Origin of the sequence: Streptomyces tailanensis, from assembly GCF_008386495.1 — a bacterium.
Lineage (GTDB): Bacteria > Actinomycetota > Actinomycetes > Streptomycetales > Streptomycetaceae > Streptomyces > Streptomyces tailanensis.
In genome coordinates this window covers 1-19968 of record NZ_VTHJ01000029.1, presented here as the reverse complement: position 1 = coordinate 19968, position 19968 = coordinate 1, and the positions used below count along the sequence as shown (strand labels likewise).

General features: G+C 69.1%; 20 protein-coding genes and 1 pseudogene. 12 read left to right on the top strand and 9 right to left on the bottom strand.

All coding sequences use genetic code 11. The features are described from left to right. Positions 1-45: 45 nt before the first annotated feature. From F3T56_RS23230 to F3T56_RS23195, 8 genes are all read left to right on the top strand, one after another. Positions 46-1395, top strand: a complete 1350-nt coding sequence (locus F3T56_RS23230) for an NfeD family protein (protein ID WP_246203773.1) — start codon at positions 46-48, stop codon at positions 1393-1395. After that, positions 1392-2180 carry a slipin family protein gene (locus F3T56_RS23225; RefSeq protein WP_149827309.1) on the top strand — a complete coding sequence of 263 codons (789 nt, stop codon included), beginning with the start codon at positions 1392-1394 and terminating at the stop codon, positions 2178-2180. Before F3T56_RS23230 ends, F3T56_RS23225 begins: the two co-directional genes overlap by 4 nt. A 69-nt stretch (positions 2181-2249) precedes the next feature. Further along, complete coding sequence (locus tag F3T56_RS23220) at positions 2250-2657, top strand: DUF3040 domain-containing protein (RefSeq protein WP_149827308.1); 408 nt, start codon at positions 2250-2252, stop codon at positions 2655-2657. Further along, positions 2644-3102 carry a CBS domain-containing protein gene (locus F3T56_RS23215; RefSeq protein WP_149827307.1) on the top strand — a complete coding sequence of 153 codons (459 nt, stop codon included), beginning with the start codon at positions 2644-2646 and terminating at the stop codon, positions 3100-3102. Before F3T56_RS23220 ends, F3T56_RS23215 begins: the two co-directional genes overlap by 14 nt. A gap of 48 nt (positions 3103-3150) precedes the next feature. Next, positions 3151-4566 carry a Na+/H+ antiporter NhaA gene (gene nhaA, locus F3T56_RS23210; RefSeq protein WP_149827306.1) on the top strand — a complete coding sequence of 472 codons (1416 nt, stop codon included), beginning with the start codon at positions 3151-3153 and terminating at the stop codon, positions 4564-4566. A gap of 100 nt (positions 4567-4666) precedes the next feature. Beyond that, complete coding sequence (locus tag F3T56_RS23205; protein WP_149827305.1) at positions 4667-5797, top strand: site-2 protease family protein; 1131 nt, start codon at positions 4667-4669, stop codon at positions 5795-5797. Between the two features lie 241 nt (positions 5798-6038). Beyond that, on the top strand, positions 6039-7028 hold the full coding sequence (locus F3T56_RS23200; RefSeq protein ID WP_342786976.1) for a potassium channel family protein: 990 nt from the start codon (positions 6039-6041) through the stop codon (positions 7026-7028). 242 nt (positions 7029-7270) lie between these two features. Beyond that, on the top strand, positions 7271-8350 hold the full coding sequence (locus tag F3T56_RS23195) for a TerC family protein (protein WP_149827375.1): 1080 nt from the start codon (positions 7271-7273) through the stop codon (positions 8348-8350). 570 nt (positions 8351-8920) lie between these two features. Here F3T56_RS23195 and F3T56_RS23185 read toward each other — a convergent pair. From F3T56_RS23185 to F3T56_RS23175, 4 genes are all read right to left on the bottom strand, one after another. Further along, positions 8921-9361: a PRC-barrel domain-containing protein gene (locus F3T56_RS23185; RefSeq protein WP_149827303.1), complete on the bottom strand. Its 441-nt coding sequence runs from the start codon at positions 9359-9361 to the stop codon at positions 8921-8923. Between the two features lie 5 nt (positions 9362-9366). Further along, positions 9367-9936 carry a PRC-barrel domain-containing protein gene (locus tag F3T56_RS23180; protein ID WP_149827302.1) on the bottom strand — a complete coding sequence of 190 codons (570 nt, stop codon included), beginning with the start codon at positions 9934-9936 and terminating at the stop codon, positions 9367-9369. Beyond that, positions 9933-10079, bottom strand: coding sequence for a hypothetical protein (locus F3T56_RS46320; protein ID WP_172639085.1), 147 nt, complete (start codon positions 10077-10079; stop codon positions 9933-9935). Before F3T56_RS46320 ends, F3T56_RS23180 begins: the two co-directional genes overlap by 4 nt. Before the next feature lie 228 nt (positions 10080-10307). Further along, positions 10308-10709 carry a retropepsin-like aspartic protease gene (locus F3T56_RS23175; RefSeq protein ID WP_172639084.1) on the bottom strand — a complete coding sequence of 134 codons (402 nt, stop codon included), beginning with the start codon at positions 10707-10709 and terminating at the stop codon, positions 10308-10310. 440 nt (positions 10710-11149) lie between these two features. On the opposite strand from F3T56_RS23175, the gene F3T56_RS23170 reads away from it, so the two are divergent. Continuing rightward, positions 11150-12358, top strand: a complete 1209-nt coding sequence (locus F3T56_RS23170; protein WP_149827300.1) for an aromatic ring-hydroxylating oxygenase subunit alpha — start codon at positions 11150-11152, stop codon at positions 12356-12358. A 429-nt stretch (positions 12359-12787) separates the two neighbouring features. Next, the gene (locus F3T56_RS23165) at positions 12788-13885 is read left to right on the top strand and encodes a site-specific integrase (RefSeq protein ID WP_246203772.1); all 1098 of its coding nucleotides are present in this window, start codon (positions 12788-12790) and stop codon (positions 13883-13885) included. Positions 13886-13938: 53 nt separating this feature from the next. On the opposite strand, the gene F3T56_RS23160 is transcribed toward F3T56_RS23165, so the two are convergent. The 4 genes from F3T56_RS23160 to F3T56_RS23145 form a co-directional block, all read right to left on the bottom strand. Then, positions 13939-14961: a LacI family DNA-binding transcriptional regulator gene (locus F3T56_RS23160; RefSeq protein WP_149827299.1), complete on the bottom strand. Its 1023-nt coding sequence runs from the start codon at positions 14959-14961 to the stop codon at positions 13939-13941. Positions 14962-15036: 75 nt separating this feature from the next. Beyond that, a complete protein-coding gene (locus F3T56_RS23155; RefSeq protein ID WP_149827298.1) occupies positions 15037-15873 on the bottom strand; it encodes an ATP-binding cassette domain-containing protein in 837 nt (278 codons plus the stop codon). Next, a complete protein-coding gene (locus tag F3T56_RS23150) occupies positions 15870-16883 on the bottom strand; it encodes an ABC transporter permease (RefSeq protein ID WP_149827297.1) in 1014 nt (337 codons plus the stop codon). The genes F3T56_RS23155 and F3T56_RS23150 overlap by 4 nt, the downstream gene beginning before the upstream one ends. 158 nt (positions 16884-17041) lie before the next feature. Beyond that, the gene (locus tag F3T56_RS23145; protein WP_149827296.1) at positions 17042-18058 is read right to left on the bottom strand and encodes a sugar ABC transporter substrate-binding protein; all 1017 of its coding nucleotides are present in this window, start codon (positions 18056-18058) and stop codon (positions 17042-17044) included. Positions 18059-18303: 245 nt separating this feature from the next. Between F3T56_RS23145 and F3T56_RS23140 the strand changes: the two genes are divergently transcribed. Beyond that, on the top strand, positions 18304-19290 hold the full coding sequence (locus F3T56_RS23140) for a carbohydrate kinase family protein (protein ID WP_149827295.1): 987 nt from the start codon (positions 18304-18306) through the stop codon (positions 19288-19290). Positions 19291-19305: 15 nt separating this feature from the next. Further along, positions 19306-19608 (top strand): putative quinol monooxygenase, encoded by a 303-nt coding sequence (locus F3T56_RS23135; protein ID WP_149827294.1) that lies wholly within the window; start codon positions 19306-19308, stop codon positions 19606-19608. A gap of 201 nt (positions 19609-19809) precedes the next feature. On the opposite strand, the pseudogene F3T56_RS48070 reads toward F3T56_RS23135, so the two are convergent. Beyond that, positions 19810-19968: pseudogene (locus tag F3T56_RS48070) on the bottom strand (sugar O-acetyltransferase); the annotation flags it as partial.

Here is a 19968-nt window from a genome sequence, read left to right as displayed (position 1 = left end):
GGTAAAGCGCCTGACGAAGACCCACGAACAAGGGGGTACTGCGCTGTGCCCCGAAGCCCCTTCCTGTCGTTGTTCCGGAGGATTGCCGGGATCCTCCTGGTGGCGCTGGGCTGCCTTCTCGCAGCCCCCGTGGTGAGCGCGGCGCAGACGCCAACGGTGCTCGTGATGCGGATCGACGGCACCATCACGCCGGTCGTCGCCGATCACCTTGGGGAAGGGGTGCGCACCGCCGAGCGGGAGGGCCATGTGGCGCTCTTGGTCGAGATGGACACCCCGGGCGGGCTGCTTCAGTCGACCAGGGAGATCGTCCAGGATGTCCTCGCCTCCGACGTTCCGGTCATCGTCCACGTCACCCCCTCGGGAGCGCGTGCCGCGTCGGCCGGCGCCTACATCACGCTGTCCGCACACGTCGCCGCCATGGCACCGGGCACCCACATCGGGGCCGGCACGCCGGTGACCGGGCAGGGCGAGGAGGCGAGCGAGAAGGTCGTCAACGATGCGGTCGCCTTCGCGGTCTCGATCGCCGAGCAGCGAGAGCGCAGCACGGATTTCGCCCGGGACATGGTCCGCGACGGCAAATCGGTGTCCGACCAGGAGGCCCTGCGGATCAAGGCTGTCGATCTCGTGGCGCCGTCCCGCGATGTGCTGCTCACCGAGCTCGACGGCCGCCGTGTCATGGTCGGCCCTGACGGCGCGGAGCGCGAGGTCGTTCTGAACACGGCGGGAGCACAGGTCGTCGAGCACGAACTCGGCTTCTTCGGCGAGCTGCGCCAACTCCTGGCCAGCCCGGAGCTGGCGTACTTGTTCCTGTCGATCGGCACGCTGGCCGTGATCTACGAGCTGGCCGGCCCTGGCATGGGCTTCGCCGGTGTCCTCGGTGTCGTCCTGCTCGTTCTCGGGTTCGTCGCGCTGAGCGTGCTGCCCTTCAACGTCGGCGGGCTGCTGCTCCTGCTCCTGGCCGCCGCCCTGTTCGCCGCGGAAGTGATCACCCCGGGCGTTGGGGTCTTCGCCGCCGGGGGGACGGTGTCCCTGCTCTTCGCGGGAGTGCTGCTCTTCCGCGGTGAGCTCGGCGTGGATCCCGCCGTGCTGTGGCCGACCGCCCTAGTGGTGGGAGGCGGCTCGATCCTCGCCGGCCGGCTGGCCTGGCGTGCCCGCAGAGCACCGGCGACAACCGGGCACCAGGCGCTGGTAGGCCATGAGGCGGTCGTACGGCGCGCCGCAGGTGGCACGGGCCAGGTGTGGCTCGAAGGGGCCTGGTGGATCGTGCGCGGCCGCGATGCGGCGGTTGCCGAAGGGCAGCACGTCCGCGTGGTGGACCACGACGGCCTGGAACTGATCGTCGAACATGTCGAGCCCGCACAGGGCCAAGGCACCGAACAGAAGGACGAACCATGAGCCCAGCACTGACCGGCATCATCATCGGCGCAGCCGTCCTGCTCCTGCTGCTCATGGCCGCCGTGAAGATCGTTCCCGAGTACGAACGCGGGGTGATCTTCCGCCTCGGCCGGATCATCGGAGCCAAGGGGCCTGGCCTGTTCGTCATCATCCCCGTGGTCGATCGCATGGTCCGTGTCTCGCTGCGCACCATCACGATGGACATCCCACCGCAGGACGTCATCACCAAGGACAACGTCACCGTACGGGTCAACGCCGTCACCTACTTCAACGTCGTCGACCCCAACCGCTCCGTGGTGGCCATCGAGGACCACATCAAGGGAACCTCGCAGATCGCCCAGACGACGCTGCGCAGCATCCTCGGCCAGGTGGACCTGGACGAGCTGCTGATCAACCGGGACGAGATCAACCAACGCCTCCAGCGGATCATCGACGACGTCACCAACCCGTGGGGAGTCAAGGTCACCCTCGTCGAGGTCAAGGACGTCGAGCTGCCCGAGGCCATGCGGCGCGCCATGGCTCGCCAGGCCGAGGCCGAGCGCGACCGGCGGGCCAAGGTCATCCACGCCAAGGGCGAGTTCGAGGCCGCTCAGACCCTGGCGGACGCCGCAGAACGGCTCGAGGGCCACCCCGCTGCCATGCACCTGCGCATCCTGTCGACCATGGCCGAAGTCTCCAACGAGCGGAACTCCACCCTCATCTTCCCGCTGCCGATGGAGGTGCTGCGCCTGGTCGACATGCTCCGGCCTCCCGAGGCCGCGCAGAGAGGCCCCCGCACGGGATAGCCGAGACCCCGCCGAGCGGTCGCGCACTCCGCAGGGGAGGCCTCAGCCTCAAGGACAGAGGAGATCGGTATGAACCCCTCGATGGACGACCGGCGCATCCTTGCCGAGATCGAGCGGTCTCTCGCCCGGGACGATCCCGAGCTGGTCTCGATGATGGACGCGCTGAACCACCAGTTCCCTCACGAACCGGATGACGCCGACGGCCACAACGACAACGGCGGACGGCCTGACTGGCGCCGGAAGGTCGTCGTGGCACTGCTCCTCGTCGCGCTGGCGGGCCTGATCCTCACGGCGCTCTTCGCCAAGCCGCCCCCGGCCGACGACAACCAGGGACCACCGGCGAAGGGCCTCGCTCCGGCCGTAGCTGTCCATACCCAGCGGCGTGGCCCTCGGACTCGGACAGGCCCCAGGCCAACCCTGCCCGCGCTACGCCCGTCAGCATCCACACTCCCAAGGAGGACGAATGCGTGCACGTGATCTCGCACAGCCGTACGTCTCGGTCAGCACGGACACCGATGCCGTAGAAGCGGTGAGACTGCTCGTCGAGCAGGGGCTGCCGGGTCTTCTGGTCGTTGGCCGGGCCGGGCAGCCGTTCGCGATGCTGCCTGCCTGCGACGTGGTCAGGACGCTGGTTCCCGGCTACATCCAGGAGGATCCGGTACTTGCCGCCGTGATCGACGAGCCGCATGCCGATCGCCTGTGTCGCGCGCTGGCGGGACGCACGCTCGCCGACCGTCTCCCGCCGGGAAGGCCCTTCCTTCCCACTGCCGCTCCGGATCGCACGGCCGTGGAGCTGGCCGAACTGATGGCCCGTACCCGGAGTCCCCTCATCGCCATCGTCCAACGGGATGCCGGGGGCCCTGGCCGCCTCCTCGGCGTCGTCACGGCCGCCCACCTGCTGGAACGACTCCTCCAGGCGTGAGCAGCCCGGCCGGCTCGCCCCCTGCCGAATCGTCGAAAGGTCAGCTGCGTGTCCGGAGGCAACCGCAAGAACCGCACCTTCCTCGGCCGTCTCCCGCTGCCCGAGCGCACGTTCGTGACGGACGCTCTGCGCACGGAGACCGTTGGTGGCATGGTGCTGCTCGCTGCGGCTGCCGTAGCGCTGGTATGGGCCAACACACCGCTGAGCAGCGCATACGAGTCGATACGCGAATTCCACTTCGGCATCGAGGCACTGGGCCTGGATCTCTCCGTGGCCCACTGGACAGCCGATGGACTGCTGGCGATCTTCTTCTTCGTCGCCGGTGCCGAACTCAAACGTGAGCTTGTGGTCGGCGAACTGCGCCACCCGGGAACAGCGGTCCTGCCCGTGGTCGCAGCGGCCTGCGGTATGGCCGTACCCGCTCTGGTCTACGGACTCGTCGCCACCTCCATGGGAGGGACGTGGAACGGCTGGGCGGTCCCCATGGCCACCGACATCGCCTTCGCCCTGGGCGTCCTCGCGGTGATCGACACCCATCTGCCCTCGGCGCTGCGTGCCTTCCTGCTGACGCTCGCGGTCGTGGACGATCTCGGTGCCATCGTCGTCATCGCCCTCTTCTACACCTCGACGATCAACTTTGCCGCCCTCATCGGCGCTGTCCTCGGGCTGGGGCTGTTCTTCCACCTGCACGACCGGCGGCGCGTGCACGGCTGGTACTGGTACCTGCCGCTCGCCCTGGTGATCTGGGGTCTGACGTACGCCAGTGGCGTGCATGCCACGGTGGCGGGAGTCGCCATGGGACTGCTGCTGCGGGTGGCGCAGGACGGTGAGCGAGGCCGGCGTCCGGCTGAGCACATCACGCACCTGGTGCGGCCGGTCTCCGCCGGGGTGGCCGTCCCGCTGTTCGCGCTGTTCGCGGCCGGCGTCAGCGTGTCCGGCGACACGCTGGGAGATGTGGTCGGCGGTCCGGAACCGCTGGGCGTGGCCCTGGGCCTGGCCGCCGGCAAGGTGCTGGGTATCTTCGGCGGCTGCTACCTTGCCGTCCGCTTCACCCGGGCACGCCTCAGCCCGGATCTCGCCTGGGCGGACGTGATCGCCGTGGCGATGCTGGCCGGGATCGGGTTCACCGTTTCGCTGCTGATCGGTGAACTCGCCTACCCGACGCCCGCAGACCTCGAGCACATCAAGGCCGCCGTCCTCCTCGGCTCCCTGACCTCCGCGCTGCTGGCGTGCGTGCTGTTGAGAGCACGGAACAGCAAGTACCGGCGGCTCTATGAGGAAGAGAACCTCGACGAGAACGCCGACAACATCCCCGACATCTATCAGCACCACATCGCCGCTCCGGCCACTCGGAACGAGGACCGCCCCGATCAAAGCGGCGACTCCGATACCCCATCCGCATGCGAAGGAGATCCGCCGTGCCCAGGAACGCTGCGCCCTCTGCCACCCGCCCCTGGCGAGTGAGACTGTCGGCGGGGGGACACCATGCTGGTCCCGTCCCGTTGAGGCCCCAGCCTGTTGGCTCGGGCACAGGACCGCCGGCTTCAGCCCCCAGGAGACGGTGATGAACGGCTCGGTAGGGACGGGGCGCATTCTCGGGGTGCCGCTGCGCATCCACTGGACCGTGCCGCTGCTCGTGCTGCTCTTCGGATACAGCCTGGGCAGCCAGACTCTTCCCGCCTCAGTTCCGGACCAGTCGAACGCCACGTACACCGTGGCCGGCCTGGTCGGAGCTCTGTTGCTCCTGGGGAGCCTGTTGGCACATGAGGCCGCCCACGCGATCACGGCCCGCAGGAAGGGCATCGAGGTCCGGTGCATCACCCTGTGGGCGCTGGGCGGGATGACCGAGATGGGCCGGCCGCGCGGGGCCGGCGCGGCCTTCTTGGTAGCCGTGACCGGGCCGCTCACCAGCTTCATTGTCGGTGCGGCGGCGCTCGGGGCGGGCATCGGGCTGGATGCGGTGTCCGGCTGGGAGGTGCCCGTGGCCGTCCTGGTGTGGCTCGGGTGGGTGAATGTGGTCCTGGGCGTGTTCAACCTGCTGCCGGCCGCCCCGCTCGACGGCGGTCGGGTGGTGCAGGCGCTGATGTGGTGGCGTACCGGGGACCGGGACCGTGCCGAACGAGCGGCCGCGCGCAGCGGACAGGTCCTCGGCATGCTGTTGATCGCTCTTGGATGGATCGCTGTCCTGCGCGGCGCCTTCGGCGGCCTGTGGCTGGCCGTCATCGGCTTCTTCGTCGTGATCGTGGCCGGCGCCGAACGCCGGCGTGCACGGTTGGTCCCGGCTCTGCGTGGAGTGAAAGCGGCCGATGCCATGTCGAGTCCTGTGGAGACCTGCCCTGACTGGTTCACTGTGGAACGCTGCGTCGAGGACGTGGCTCTGCGGACCCACCACTCGACGTTCGTCCTGACCGACTTCGAGGGGCGGCCCAGCGGCCTGCTGCATCTGCCTCAGCTCGCGCGGATCCCGGCCCCGCAGCGGCAGACACTGCGCGTGCGCGACGTGGCGACCCCGCTGGCGCACGCCACGACCTGCGCGCCGGACGCCCTCCTGGAAGGCGTGCTCGAAATGCTCCGCCCGGGCAGCGGCCTGCCCATCCTCGTCACCGACGGCCGGCACCTGGTGGGCATCATCACCGCGCGGGACATCTCCCGGATCGTCCAGCGCCACGCGCTGCGCGGATCGGAGAACCACTGATGGCCGATCCACACACGACAGGGCGGACGACAAGTGCGGACGCTTCGGCTGCCGGGCCCCTAATGGCGGCTGATCGGCATGTGCCGCAGGCGTCGGCGTACGAGTCTCCGCAGCCACCTCATCGGATGCACCGGAATGCCGCCATGCACCCGCCGGTCGGTCCGTCGCGATGGGGCCGGCTCCAGGGGGGACCTTCTGGTCCGTGTCTGCATCCATCACCGTCGCGATCGTCCCTGGCTCGGTGTTCGTCGAGCAGGCGAGGTGGTGGCGCGGCGCCGAGTACTTCGCCGGTCCGACTCGGGGTACGGCCATCACTCTTCACAGGGGCGTGTTTCCCGTGAACTGGTTGATCTCCGCGGTCGGTGTTGTCGTCGTGCTGGCGGCCCTTCGTGATCTTTTCCATACGATTTGGCACCCGACTCGTCGGGGCGGGCTGAGCCAACTGATCATGACCGCGATGTGGAGGCTGTCGCACCTGCTGCCCTTCTGGCATCGGACGGCCGGACTGGTCGGACCGCTCGGCATGGTCGCCGTCGTCGGGACGTGGGCGCTTGCCGTTGTGCTGGGGTGGGCGTTGATCTACTGGCCGCACATGCCGGAAGCGTTCGCGTTCGCGCAAGGGCTTGTGCCGTCCGAGCGGGCCGATCTGCTGGACGCTGTGTACGTGTCGCTCGTCATGGTGGGCACTTTGGGACTGGGGGACATCGCACCGGAAGCCGGATGGCTCCGCATCGCAGCGCCGCTGGAGGCATTGATCGGGTTCGTCCTGCTGTCGGCCACCGTGGCATGGGTGCTGGAGCTCTACCCGGCCCTGGCCCGCAGGAGAGCTCTGGCGGTTCGGCTCGCCCTGCTCCGGCACGCCGACCCGGGTATGCGGCTGCTGGAATCGTCCGCAGGCGCGACCACACTGGACAGCCTGGCCGGCGAAGTCGTGCGTGTCCGCATCGACTTCGCCCAGTACCCGGAGGCGTACTACTTCCACGATGGCGCGGATCGTACGTCGCTGGCCGTCATGGTGCGTCACGCTGTTCTCCTCGCAGAGCGGGGACAGGCGGCCGGAAGAACGGAAGTACGACTGACGGCCGGGGTACTGGCCGCCGCCTTGGATGATCTGGCCAAGACGCTTGATCAGCGGCATCTGTACAACGGCGGGTCGCGGGGCAACGTCTTTGACGCGTACGCCGCTGATCACCGACAGACCCGCCCCGCCGCCGAGGAAGCCACCGGCTGATCGACCGGACAAGCAGGGGACCAGTCGACCGGACGCGCGTTGCATGAACCGGCTGATCGTATGGCCGCGGAAGCTTGAGGAAGGGCCCCCGGAGCGTCACTCTGTGAGGGAGGGCGGGATGACCGGGTTCAGACAAGGGGCTTGGATCCCGTCGCCTTCCTGGGCTCGCCCAGTGCGGTGAGATGCCGGAGACTCCTGTATGAGGGCCTGTGTCGGTGTGGGCCGTGGAGAGGGTGACCGGAGTGCTGGAGGTCCCGCTCTGGTTGTGGGTGGCGTTCGCCGCGACGGTGGTGGTGTCGCTGGCGGTGGACCTGCTTGCCCACCGCGCCGAACATGTCATCGGTTTCAAGGAGGCCGTCGCCTGGAGCGCCGTGTGGGTGGGACTTGCTCTGGTCTTCGGCGCGGTCGTCTTCCTCGTCCTCGGCACGACGGCCGGCACCGAGTACACCACCGCGTGGCTGCTGGAGAAGAGCCTGTCGGTGGACAATCTCTTCGTCTTCGCCGTGATCTTCGCCTACTTCAGGGTGCCCCGTGCCTACCAGCACCGTGTCCTCTTCTTCGGCGTGATGGGCGCTCTGGTGTTCCGCGGGATCTTCCTCACCCTCGGTGTCGCCGTTGTCAGCCGCTTCACCGCGGTGCTGTTCGCCTTCGCGGCTGTGCTCTTCTACAGCACCTACAAGCTACTCAGGGGCGAGGAGGAGGGCTTCGACCCCGGCAAGAGCTTCGCCCTGCGGATGCTCCGCAAGGTCATCCCGGTCCGGGACGAGTACGCGGGCATGAGCTTCTTCGTCAAGGAGGCCGGCAAACGCGTGGCCACCCCGCTGCTTGCGGTGGTCGCCGCGATTGAGGCAGCCGACCTGGTCTTCGCAGTCGACAGTGTCCCTGCTGTGCTCGCCGTCAGCGACGACCTCTTCATCGTCTATACCAGCAACGCGTTCGCCATTCTGGGTCTGCGGGCCCTGTACTTCCTGCTATCGGGCCTCCTGGACCGTTTCCACTACCTGAACATGGGCCTGGCGGTCATCCTCGGCTTCATCGGCGTCAAGCTGGTCCTCCAAGCGGCCCACAAGACGATCAGCCCCGGCGTCCCGGAAATCCCTTCACTGATCAGTCTCGCGGTCATCGTCGTCGTGCTGGCCGCATCCGTCGTCCTCAGCCTGCGGAGACCCGTCCCGCCCCAGCTGGCCCCCGCCGCCCCGGCGGACGCAGCCCCACGGTCAGACACGGCTGCCAAGAACCCCGGGCCCGTCAGCTCTCCGCGCGCAGAGCGGGAACAGCGGGACGGGCCTGAGGAGCACTCTGATCGCCGGGACAATGACTGAGCACGTGGCCTGCCTCTTCTACGACCAGGCAATCTATGGTTAAAGAATGAGTAAACGCGAGCATGAGACCGGCCCTCAAGGGACGCTTGTGTGCCCGGTCTGCAAGCGGCCTCTGCAGATGACCGTCAAGAGACGGCACAAGACCTTGGGAGTCTTCGTGCCCGTGTGGGGTCCGGGCCCCTGCCACAACCCTGACTGTCCCGAGTACCTGGAGGAGCCGGAGCCTGGCCCCTCCCAGGAGTGCTGACACCACATCCGGCACCAGGCTGGCGGACGCCGTGCTCGGGGCCGCGAGCGTGGCTCGCATGTGGTATCCGGCGCACGAGGGTACTTGTCCGGAGGCGTTCGGTGTTGAGGGCGTCCACGGCTGCTCGTGCGTCTCCGATCGTCGCGTAGTCCACCGCGACGAAGTTGCCCGGCCTGCCGTGTTGCCGTTCGCAGGCGTGTGCCCCGGTTCGCCGCTCGGCCGGGCACGTGGGCCCGTCTCAGCCGGGGACCGGACGGAGGCGGGGCATTCGTACACCGACGTTCGTCCTCAGACGGGTGGACCAGACGGTGAGCCCTTTGCCGTCACTGGGGCGCGGTGACGACAACCGCGTAACTGCCGACTCCGAGAAGTTCGCCGCCGGGGATCTGCTCCTCATCGGTCAGCAGGTGACTGATGCGTCCTGATTGCTCGTCGAATTCGATGTCGATCACGGTGCCCTTGTTGAGACCCGTTTCGGTCAGTACCGCCTTCCTGATGGGGTCGTGCGCGGCGTGGGCGTGGTTGCCGGGATCGATGTCCTTCTCGTCGCGGAGGCGACCGGCCTCTTCGACGGCGACCGCGTCGGGGCCGAACGACTGGACGTCGCTCCAGTCGAGGGTGTGGTGTCCGCGGCCTCGGGTTTTGAGGCGCAGCCCGGCGATACGCGCCGGTGACGGTGCAACGGTGCACGCGGCGACCGTCCCCACTGTTTCGGCCGTCGTGAGGTCCATGACCGCCTTGCCCTGCGCTTTGGTGAACAACATCTGCGTCAATCCTCCTGCGGGGCCTGATGGAGGCGGTTGCGCAGGCTCTCCGCGGCGGCGCCGAACCCTCCCAGGTCACCTGCGCTGTGCTGGGCGGTGGCGTCCGGAACGAGTACCCGTTCGCCGGAGACGGTGACCGGGCCGGCCACCGGCAGCAAGACGCGGCGGTGCTCGGCGGTTTGGACCTCGTACCCCGCGACCACCGGTGCTCTGCCTGTCGCTACGACGGCGTCGGTGACGATGCCGAGCCGTACCCCGCTGCGGGTCGTCACCGCGAGACCGAGCACATTGCCTCCGCCCGGCTCTTTGGCGTCCGATCGGGCGGCCGTGTCGTTCTCCTCCAGCGCGCTCTCGTCGCGCACCATGACTGCGTGCGGCCCCAGGGCATGGACGTTCCTCCACAGCAGAGCACGGTGGAGCGGGCCTGCGAGCAGGCCGCGGCCGGCGAGTGTGAAGCACCGGATGCTGCCTGTCGAGGCGTCGAAGACGAGGTCTTTGACCTGCCCGATGTCTTCCCCCGCCAGAGTGACCACCGGTTTCTTGGCGATCTCGCTGGCTCGCATGTAGACGGTCACGGCTTGGGCCCTCCTCCCCTCCGATGTCGGCGGCCCTGGGCTATCACGCCACCGGAGCGGCGGCGCGCCTGCAGCGCCACGAGGGAAGCGGCGCCCACCAGGACGATCGCGAGAGCGATGATGAGCCAGGTCCACCATTCCATCTCCGCACCCTTCGCTTACGGCCTCGCTATGTGCCCCCATTCCAGGGTCGGCCCACCGATGCTCGGGTGTCGACCGCAACGGTTGAGGAGTGGCCTTGGGCCTCTTCACCGGTGTGCCGAGCGGCTGGGCCGATGCCCTACGGGGAAAGCGGGCTTCTGGTCACGACCACGACGCCGTGTGAAACGAGGCGCCAACCGGCCCTGCCGCGGTCATGGGCAGGTAAGCCCTCAAGGGGCGGGGATCTTGAGGACGCCGTCCTCGTAGTCCACTGCGATCGAGCCGAAGTCGCTGAGCACGTCCGAGCCGAGCAGGCCCTGAATGCCACCGCCTTCCCTGGGAGGGCCCAGGTCGATGACCGTAACCTCACCCGGGTCGAGACGTACGTCACCGACCTTCCACTGGTCCACCACGGCAACGGGAACCTGCCCGGTGCCGAGGATCCCGCTCACCGAGCGGCGCTCGCCAGTGCGTTCCAGACCGACCCGGTCGGCGACGTCCTCGTCGACCACGCTGGAGGAGGCACCGGTGTCCAGAGCGAACATGAAGGGCCCCTCGCCCTCGATGCTCACCGGGACGAACGCCAGCGTCTGGCCGCCCTGCTCCACGACCCTGAGGGGGACTTCGCGCACCGCTCCTGGAGAGGTCCGCGGCGCCTCCGAGCCGTCGCGATCTTCGTACAGGACGCAGCCGGCGAGCAGCCACGCGGTAAGAGGCCCCGCAACGAGTCGGCTCGCCCACCGACGCCTCGTGCCGGGCACCCTGTCGTCCCGCTTGCTCATGCGGCCGAAGTGCCCACCCGATCACCGTGCAAACACGCCGTTGGCAGCGTGCACACTCGTAGAGTTGTTACTCACAGTGATGGTTGCGCTTGCCCTCCGGCCCAATGGCGGTCGCCTCAGCCACGATCGACGACGCCCAACGTACGCATCACCGCCTGGAATCACCTGCCCCATGCGTCAGTGAACGCCAGGGTTGACAGGCCGCTCGCTCGATCGGACGCGCTGAGCGGGGCGTGGGCGGCGGGCGGCCGCCAGGATGGAGGGTGCTGTCCCACCTACGAGGGAGAGGCATGACCGAGACCGACGCGGACGGGGGTGGTCGGCCCTCTGGGCACCGCGATCCAGGTCCCGGCACGGCTGACCTTCGGCGCGTCGGGGCGAACCCGGATTTCTGGTACCCGGTCGCGCTGTCCGGGAGGGTGTGCAGCAGGCGGGTGGTCGCGACCGCGTTCGCCGGCGAGCGCATCGCGCTCTACCGCGGGGAGAGCGGCACCGTTCACGCGCTGGAGGACCGGTGCGCCCACCGGCAGGTGCCACTGAGCATGGGCGTCGTGGAGGGCGAGACACTCCGCTGCCGCTATCACGCGTGGGCCTATCGCGGCGACGGCCGCATCTCACAGATCCCGTACCTGTCCAAGGGCGATGGCCGGCCACCGCCCGGCGTGCGCGGCTACGCCGTCCGCGAGGCGTACGGCCTGGTGTTCGTCTTCCCGGGCGACCCGGAGAAAGCGGCGGTCACCGCGCTGCCCGAGCTGCCGACCTACGGCTCACCGAAGTACAAGACCATGACCTTCTCCCGGACCGTACGCTGCCACTACTCCTTCATGCACGAGAACCTGCTCGACATGAACCACCAGTTCCTCCACCAGGGCGTCGTCGGCAGGCTCCACCCGAAGTTGCTGGAATACCGGACCGGCCCACGGTCGGTGGAGGCCAGGTACCTGTTCACTCACGCCGGAGGGAAGCGGAACCGCGGCGCCTCCCTGCTGGCCGGCGAGGGCATCGGCGGCGGCTCCCGCGACGTCATGACCATCCGCACCGAATACCCGTACCAGACACTCGACCTCGTCCCCGAACATGCCGAACGTCCGGCCTTCAGCCTCTGGGCCGCGTACGTGCCCGAGGACGCCGAACAGCGCACATGTCACGCCTACGGCCTGCTCATGATCGAGAAGCCCGGGATTCCCGGCGCCCTTCATCTGGCCTGGCCGCTCATCAGGCGCTTCATCGAACGGGTGTTCGCTGAGGATCGCATGGCTGTCGAAGCCGAGCAGCGGGCGTGGGAGGAGCAGGGCGAGGATCGCAATCACGAGGTTTTTCCCCTGATCCTGGACGTCCGCGAGGTGCTGCGCGCCAACGGCGTCCCGCTTCATCCCCAGGCTGCCGCCTGCGGCACCGCGTCGGCGTGTGACGCCGCGGCGCCCATGCCCGTCCTCCACTCCGCAGGACCGGGCGCCACGGCCGGTCCGGAGTCGTCTGCTGCGCCGCCGGGCGGATGAATGCGAGTGAGTACCGATCGACGGAGTACCGCCGGTCTTGGGTCCTTCGGCGGACGTGTGGGTCCGGCACGCCCCCTTGGCGACCCCCTGACAGCCGCCGCCCGGCCGCCGTCCCCGTCCGCCGAGGTGACCACGCGCCTGCTCCGGGACCGTGGTGCGGCGCCGCCGAGGGCCGGCCGGGAACGGTAGTTCGGGGCATGGGGGCGCATACAAGTGCGCATAGTGCGCCATGGAGCACAACCGGCCACACTGGGACCGGGTATGACCAGCGGCGACGGAAGCCAGGCCGAACGTCCGACAATCCGCGCTCGTCAACCGGGCACAGAACAGCACGATGGAGCTACACCAGACCCCGAACAGACGGCGGACCAATCCCCGGCGCAGCCGCACAGCGATGGACACCCGGACCGCGACAGAGCGGTCGCGGACATGGCCGGTGAGTTCGGTGCGGAGCTGGTGCGGGCCATCCGTGCGGGCCTGGCCCAAGGCGCCAGCCCTGGGTACGGCCCTCGAGGCCCGTCGAAGCTGAGCTGGTACGCCTTTGCGACCGAGTACGCGCGGGCGCACTGGCCCGGCCGGGCGGCGAAGACCCGGAACGAGGTCAGCGAGGCGCTGACAGCGATCACTCAGGCGATGTGCTGGGACCTGCCGGGCCGGCCGAAGGAGCAGCTGCTGCGCCGTGCCCTGCGGCACTGGGCCTTTGTCGTACCCGGGCCGGGACACCAGGAGATGCCGGCGGAGGACCGGCCGGTGCAACGGGGCAAGTTGGGCAGTCATCCGCTGGAGAAGATTCGGTGGCGGGTGCCCAAGCCGAACGTGTCGGTGGATCCGCGGGTGGTGGCCAACCCGTACCAGGCACGGGATCTGCTGGACGCCGTCTCCTACGTGGGCGGTTACCGGCAGGCTCGTGGCCGTCGGCTGGTCGGGTTCTTCGCCGGCATGTACTACGCGGGTCTGCGTCCGGAGGAGGCGGTCGCGGTGGCGTTGCCGGACTGTCGCCTGCCCAGCACCGGCTGGGGGCGGTTGATCTTGCACCGTGCTCGGCCGCAGGCGGGCAAACGGTGGACCGACACCGGCGAGTACCACGATGAGGGCGGGCTGAAGAACCGTCCGCCGGGCGAGACGCGGGTGGTGCCGCTCCCGCCGCACTTGGTGGCCCTGTGGCGCGAGCATGTCGCCACGTTCGGCACGGCCGACGACGGCCGGCTGTTCTTCACCGAACAGGGCCGGATCATCACTTACACCACCTACCACCGGGTCTGGCACGAGACCCGCGACCTCGCCCTGCCACCCGTCCTGACCAGCACCCCGCTCGCCAAGCGCCCCTATGACCTGCGGCACTCGGCGCTGTCCACCTGGCTGTGCGCGGGCGCGGACCCGGCCGAGGTCGCCCAGCGGGCGGGCAACAGCGTCGAGGTCCTGCTGAGCCGGTACGCGAAGTGCCTGTACGACAGGCAGTCCATCAACAACCAGCGCATCGAGGGGCTGCTGAGCTCATACGACCAGCCGCCCGAGGCTGATCAGTAGCCTCTGGGCGGAATCGGCGATTCCCGGCTCGTCGGCTGACAGGGGCAAGCCGCCTACGGCTTGGGCGCGGGTTGCTCCCCGGAGCCTCGGACGATCAGCCGGGTGGGAACGGTGATGGTGCGCGCCCGGGAGCGGTCGCCGTCGAGCCGGGCCAGGGCGGTGGCCGCGGCGCTGCGGCCGAGTTCTTCGGGGTCCTGGGCGACGACGGTCAGGGCCGGTTCGAGGGCTTCGGCGAGTGATACGTCGTCGAAGGCGACGACTGCTACGTCCTTGCGCTTGCTGCGGGCGAGTTCGGCGACGATGCCGAGCGCCATGATGTTGTTTCCGGCGAACAGGGCCGTGGGGGGATCGGCCAGTTCGAGGAGTTGGGAGGTCGCGGCCTCGGCTCCCGGCTGGTCGTGTGCGCTGGCGACCAGGGAGCGATCGTAGGGCATGTCGGCTTCTTGCAGGGCCGCGCGGTATCCGGCGAGGCGTTCGCGGCGGGTGTACAGCTTGACGGGCAGGTCGCCGACGAATCCGATGCGGCGGTGCCCGTGGGCGATCAGGTGGGCGACACCGTCTTGGGCCCCCGCACGGTTGGAGCTGACGATGCTGTCCGTGGACAGGCCGACTCCTGGTCGGTCGAGGAAGACGATGGGCAGCCCCGCCGTCCGGTGGGACTTGAGGTGGGAGTGGTCGGCGCCGACGGACGGCACGACGATCAGGATGCTGACGCGGCGGGCGAGGAACTTGGCCGTGAGGGCGCGTTCGCGGTCGGGGGCGTCGGCGGAGGAGCCCATGAGCAGGGTCAGGCCGCGGTCGCCGACGGTGTCCTCGATGGCGCGGGCCACGGCTCCGAAGAAGGGGTTGGCGAGGTCGGGGATGACCAGTCCGATGGTGGTGTCCGGGCCGCCGACGCGGATGCTGCGGGCCATGAGGTTCGGCTGGAAGCCCAGCTTGGCCACGGCGGCGAGTACCTCTTCCCGCGTCTGCGGCGAGACGGGTCCGTCCTCGTTGAGGACGCGCGAGACTGTCTTGGCGCTGACGCCGACTTCTCGTGCGACGTCGGCCAGGGTGGGGCGGCGGTTCGCTGCCATGGGTGAAACAGTCTCCTGTGCTCGTCGGTTCCGGCCGCGGCCTCGGCCGGAAGCCGTGAGAGCGGGGTTGCGCTGTCAGGTGGCCTGGACTCCGGCGGCCTTGGCGGCCTCCGAATCTGCTACGACAGTAGTTCCGGCCTCGTCGACGGTGAGGGCGCCGGTCATGATGGCGACGACTTCCGCCATGGAGTAGTCGGAGGGCTTGATCACCGCGGCGCGCCGGCCCAGCCGGTGGACGTGGATCCGGTCGGCGATCTCGAAGACGTGCGGCATGTTGTGGCTGATCAGGACGACCGGCATGCCCTTGTCCCGGACCCGGCGGATGAGGTCGAGGACCTGGCCGGATTCCTTGACACCGAGCGCGGCGGTGGGTTCGTCCATGACGACGACGCTGCGGGCCCAGGCGACGGAACGGGCGACCGCGACGGCCTGCCGCTGTCCGCCGGAGAGCGTCTCCACCGACTGGGTCAGCGAGCGCAGGCCGATCTTCAGGTCGGCCATGTGCTCGGCGGCCTCCTGGCGCATGCGCTTCTTGTCCAGCATGCGGAAGACACTGCCGAGGACACCGGGGCGGCGAAGCTCGCGCCCGAGGAACATGTTCGAGGCGATGTCCATGGAGGCGGCCACGGCGAGGTCCTGATAGACCGTTTCGATGCCGTGAGCGCGTGCGCTCTGCGGCCCGGAGAAGGTGATGGGCTTCCCGTTGAGGCGAATCTCGCCCGCGTCGGGGACCACCGCGCCGGTGAGGGCCTTGATGAGGCTGGTCTTGCCGGCTCCGTTGTCGCCGATGACGGCGAGGACCTCGCCGGGCAGCAGGTCGAAGTCGGCGCCGTCGATGGCGGTGACGTGGCCGTAGCGCTTGACCAGACCGCGGGCCTGCAGCACGGGGGTGGGGGAGGATGTGGCGGTCATCGGGCCTTCTTCCGGGAGAGCTGGTCGACGGTCACCGCGAGGATCACCAGGACTCCGGTGATCAGGGTCTGGTAGATGGAGGCGACGCCCATCAGCTGCAGGCCGTTGCGGAAGACGCCGACGATGAGGACGCCGATGAAGGTGCCCAGGACCGATCCGCGTCCGCCGAAGAGGCTGGTGCCGCCGAGGACCACGGCGGTGATGCTGTCGAGGTTGTCGGTCTGCCCGGCCTGGGGGTCGCCTACTCCGGTGCGGGAGATGAGCAGCAGGGCGGCGATGCCGTACAGCAGGCCGGCCACGGTGTAGACGCCGATGGTCAGCCGGGAGGTGCGGATGCCGTTCAGCCGGGCCGCTTCCGGGCTGTTGCCCAGGGCGTAGACGTGCCGGCCCCAGCCTGTGCTGCTCAGCGCATACGCGAGGAGGAGGAACAGGGCGATGGTGACCAGCGAGCCGTACGTGATGTCGGTGTTGCCGAGCGGGAAGGTCTGCCCGAGCGCCGTCAGGGGGCCCGGCAGGTTGGTGACCGTCTGCTCCTCGGAGTAGATGTGGGTCAGCGCGAACGCCACGTTGAGCATGCCGAGGGTGACGATGAACGGCGGCAGCGGGATCTTCTGCACCAGTGCCCCGTTGAGCAGCCCGAACCCGCCACAGACGACCAGGCCCAACGCGATCGCGACGAGCGGGGGCAGGGAGCCCTCGGCCGCCATCTTGGCGATCACGATGCTGCCGAACGCCATCACCGCTCCGCAGGACAGGTCGATGCCCGCGGTGAGGATGATCAGGGTCTGTCCGATGGCGAGGGTGCCGACGACCATGACCTGCTGCACGATCAGCGAGAAGTTCCCGCCGGTGAGGAACTGGTCGGTCGTCGTGGAGAAGAAGGCGCAGGCCAGGAGGAGGGCGACCAGCGGGCCGGTGGTCGGTGCCGTGAGCAGTCTGCGGGCCGTGGTCGGCGCTTTGAGCTCGGCGTACGGCGTGGACGTGGAGGGTGGCGTGGACGTGGCAGTCATGCGAGGTCCTTGTCGGAAGACTCAAGTCCTTGTCGGTCCTTGTCGGACGGCAAGAGGACGAGGGGGCGGCCGTCCCCGGTCGGGGAGGAGGGGCCGGCCGCCCCGCTGAGGGGTTTCGAACGGCGGCAGCTACTACGGCGGCAGCTGGGGTCGGCGGCTCAGCCCCAGCAGTTCTCCAGGCCGTAGGCGGTGTCCTTGGAGGTGACCCCGTCCTGCGCCTTGTCGGTGATCAGCGTGACGCCCGTGTCGGTGTAACCGGACGCCTTCGTGCCGTCCTTGGCGTACGTCGCGACGGCCTTGACGCCCTCGGCGGCCATCTTCAGCGGGTACTGCTGCGAGGTCGCGGCGATCTTGCCGTCCTTGACAGCCTGAGTGCCCGTGCAGCCGCCGTCGACCGAGACGATCAGTACGTCCTTCTCCCGGCCCTTGGCCTTGAGCGCGGTGTACGCGCCGAGTGCGGCCGGTTCGTTGATGGTGTAGACGACGTTGATGTCCGGCTCCTTCTGGAGGCAGTTCTCCATCGCCGTCTGGCCCTTGGCCTGGTCGCCGCCGGTGTCCTGGGCGCAGACGACGTCCTTGTCGGTGGCGCCGAAGCCCTTCAGGAAGCCGCTGTGCCGCTGGACGCCGACAGAGACGCCCGGCGCGAGGTCGAGGGTGGCTATCTTCGCCGACTTGCCCTTCATGGCGGCCTTGGCGTACTCGCCGATCAGCTCACCGGCCTTGACGTTGTCGGTGGCGAAGAGGGCGTCGACCGCGCTTTCCGGCTCGGTCGGGGTGTCGAGGGCGATGACCAGGACACCCTTGGCCTTGGCCTTCTCGAGGGCCGGCACGATCGCCTTGGAGTCGCTCGGCGTGATCAGGATGCCCTTCACCCCGGCGGCGACCATGTTCTCGATGGCGGTGACCTGACCGGCGTTGTCCCCGTCGAACTTGCCCGCCGCGGTGGACAGTTCGACACCGTTCTCCTTGGCGGCCTTCTCCGCGCCCTCCTTCATCTTCACGAAGAACGGGTTGGTGTCGGTCTTGGTGATCAGACCGACCTTGATGCTGCCCGAGCCGGTGCTCGCGGTGCCCGATTCGGATCCGGATCCACAGGCGGTCAGGGTGAGGGCTGCGACACCCGTGCAGGCAGCGGCTCTGAGCAAGGAGGAGGGCAGACGAGAGATGCGTGACATGAACAACTCCTGCGGGATTGCGGGCGAGCGGCCGGCATCGGGGCATGCCGTCCCGAGGTGTCATCGTTGACTTATGTCATCGTTGACACTGCTTGGCCAGGATGATGGACTCCGCCTCCAGGCAACGTCAATGCCTTGCACCCGTCACAAATCGGCAACGCCCGTGGCCGTCGCCCGCCCGAAGCCGCTCAGAGACTGCCCGCAGCGTGCCCGTTCTGCCAGCGCATTCCAAGAGAAGAGCAGCCATGACCCCGCCTCAGATCACCGTCCTGGGAGAGTGCGTCGCCGACGCGTTCACCGAACCCGCAAGTGCCCGGAACGAACTCGCCCTGCGGGTGCTGCCGGGCGGCGGACCCGCCAACACGGCGGTGGCCCTGGCCCGACTGGGCACATCGGCCCGCTTCCTCGCACGGCTGTCCGGCGACGTGTTCGGCCGCCTCTTCCGGGCCCACCTGGAGGCATCCGGGGTGGACCTGTCGCACGCCGTCGAGGCCGCCGAGCCCAGCACGCTGGCCGTGGCCGAGCTGGACACCCAGGGCCAGGCCACGTTCTCCTTCCATGCGCAGGCCACCGCCGACTGGCAGTGGACGAGCGCGGAACTGGCCGGGGTGGACCTGGCCGGCACCGCCTGCGTACACACCGGGTCACTGGCCCTGGTCAAGGAACCCGGGGCGGCGGTGGTGGAGGACTTCCTGGCAGCGGCCGCCTCCCGGGCCGCCATCAGCATCGACCCCAACGTCCGCCCGCTCCTGGTGCGTCCCGAGGTCTACCGCGCCCGGCTGGCGCACTGGTGTGGCCTCGCGGATGTGCTGCGGCTGAGCGAGGACGACCTGGAACTCCTGCTGCCCGGGACGCCGCCCGAGCAGGCGTGCGACACCTGGCATGAAGCGGGGGCGCGGCTCGTCCTGATCACGCGCGGCGCCGATGGTGCCCTGGCCTCACTCGACGGGGAACGGGTGCAGGTCCCCGCACCGGCGACGCAGGTCGTCGACACAGTCGGTGCGGGGGACTCGTTCACCGCCGGACTGCTGCACCACCTCGGCACCCGCGGACTCCTCGGCGGCAGGCTGACCGATCTGCGTATCGGCGATGTCGAGGCCGCCTGCCTGTTCGCCACGCAGGTCGCGGCCCTGACCTGCTCGGTCGCCGGCCCCAACCCGCCATGGGAGAGCCAGTTGGCAAGGTTCGCGACGGAAAAGACCGTCGCCCAGCACCTCGACTCCACCCACTGACAAGGACACGAAACCATGACGAAAACCCTGCTCGCCGAGTTCACCGCCCGAGAGGGAGCGGAGGACGAAGTCGCCCGCCTGATCCGGGACTACACCCTGAAGGTGCGCGACGAGGAAGGCAACCTGGCCTTCGATGTCTACACCAAGGCGGCCGCCCCGCGCGCCTACTGGATCTTCGAGGTATACAGGGACGAGGACGCCTTCCAGACGCACCTGAACGCCCCGTACGGCGGTCCGTTCAACGCCGCCCTCACCCCGCTGATCGAGGAGGACGCCTCCGTCCTGACGTTCCTCGATCCGCTGGCCACGCATCCGTGACGAGCGTTGAACACCGGCGGCGGAACGGCCCACCGCGCTCTGCTTCGCTGGCCAGCCTGTCCTGCCGCGCCGGGACGGCGCGGCAGGACAGGCTGGCCAGGGCCCGTGTCGGCTGATCGTGCTTGCGAAGCGCGCTCGCCCAGCCGCAGCCAGGCCCCGCGCGGCGCGGCTGGGAAGGGGTGGCGGGATCCGCAACCAGCACTAATGCCCGGCGGTACGAGCGGTGAGGTCCTCGTCCGTGATGGAGCGGACCACCCGGCAAGGGGTTCCGACCGCGACGGTCATCGGGGGAATGCTGCGGCTGACGACGCTGCCGGCGCCGATGACCGACCCGTATCCGATGCGAACGCCGGGCAGGAC